We start from the raw sequence: 1,457 nt of genomic DNA on the forward strand, positions 1-1,457 counted from the left end.
CCGTATGCCCTATGTGCCTACATGTCCATGTGCATACGCGCCGCGTAGGCCTCCGCTCCTACGCCGCGGACCGGGCGACGGGCTGCGGCGTGTGCTTCGCCAGCCACTCCGGCAGCGCCGACCGCTCACCCACCCGCAGCGCCAGCAGCATCGCGTCCGCCGGAGTCGGCACGAACGGCTCGTGCAGCAGCGGCATACCCGCCTGCTCCGGCGTACGGTCCGCCTTGCGGTGATTGTCCTCGGCGCAGGACGCGACCGTGTTCAGCCAGCTGTCCGCACCACCCCGCGATCGCGGCACCACATGGTCCACGGTCGTCGCTCGCCTCCCGCAGTAGGCGCACCGGTGCTGGTCACGCACCAGCACACCCCGTCTCGACCACGGCGCCTGTCTTCGAAACGGCACCCGTACGTATCTGCAGAGCCTGATCACCCGGGGCACCGGAAGCTCGACAGCGGCCGCGCGCACGCGAAGACCGGGGTGGGCCTGCTCGACGACGGCCTTGTCCTGCAGCACCAGCACCACCGCACGGTTCAGCGTCACCGTCGACAGCGGCTCGAAGCTCGCATTCAGTACCAGCGTGTCCCGCATTGTGCCCACCTCCCGTGTGCCGGCCCAGCCCTTGTGGCGGGCTCTGGGCTTGGATCAACTCTGGCCGGGCACGCCGCGATGGACAACGCAATATCCGCGCACAACGAAAGATGCCCGCTCCTGATCTCTCCAAGACCAGGAGCGGGCAAACAACAAACGAACCCTGGGAAAGCTACCCGCGGTTCTCGTACTCGCCGATCAGCTGGGCACGCGCGAGCGCATGGAACCGCAGGTTGAAGCCCACGACCGCAGGCGACACATCGTCGCCGGGACCCAGCTTCTCGCTGTCCACCGCGTACACGGTGAACACATAGCGGTGCGGTCCGTCACCGGGCGGCGGCGCGGCACCGCCGAAGTCCTTCGACCCGTAGTCGTTGCGGACATGCACGGCGCCATCGGGCAGCCCCTCGAACTTGCCGCTGCCCGCACCCGCGGGCAGCCCGGTCACCGAGGCCGGGATGTCGAACAGCACCCAGTGCCAGAAACCGCTGCCCGTCGGCGCGTCCGGATCGAAGCACGTCACCGCGAAGCTCTTCGTCCCCGCCGGGAAGCCCTCCCACCGCAACTCCGGCGAGGTGTTGCCGGCCGAGTGGACCTGGGCGTCCTTAAGGAAAGCTCCGGGCACGATGTCGGCGCTCGTCACCGTGAACGACGGCACCGGCGGGTGGAAGTCATGAGGCAGCGGAGCCCTCTTCGCCTCGGTCACGTCTGAACCTCCGAATTCGGCAGTCCTGCGCTTGCGCGCCTACGGGCACCGAGCCTAGAGCCCTAGATGTTCTGTCCCGGGAGGTTGTGGACGGGTGATGCAGGTCTCGGCTGAGGGATCTTGAACAGGTGAGGGCCTTCCGGTTCGGTGTGGATTGCGACG

Annotated in this window: 2 protein-coding genes; both read right to left on the reverse strand. The window is 68.0% G+C overall.

The window, feature by feature from the left end:
- Positions 1-58: 58 nt before the first annotated feature.
- Positions 59-589, reverse strand: a complete 531-nt coding sequence (locus ACWGI8_RS44240) for an HNH endonuclease (protein WP_453669270.1) — start codon at positions 587-589, stop codon at positions 59-61.
- A gap of 172 nt (positions 590-761) precedes the next feature.
- The gene (locus ACWGI8_RS44245) at positions 762-1,295 is read right to left on the reverse strand and encodes a YbhB/YbcL family Raf kinase inhibitor-like protein (protein ID WP_453669272.1); all 534 of its coding nucleotides are present in this window, start codon (positions 1,293-1,295) and stop codon (positions 762-764) included.
- Positions 1,296-1,457 lie beyond the last annotated feature (162 nt).

It is taken from the genome of Streptomyces sp. NPDC054841, from assembly GCF_053611045.1.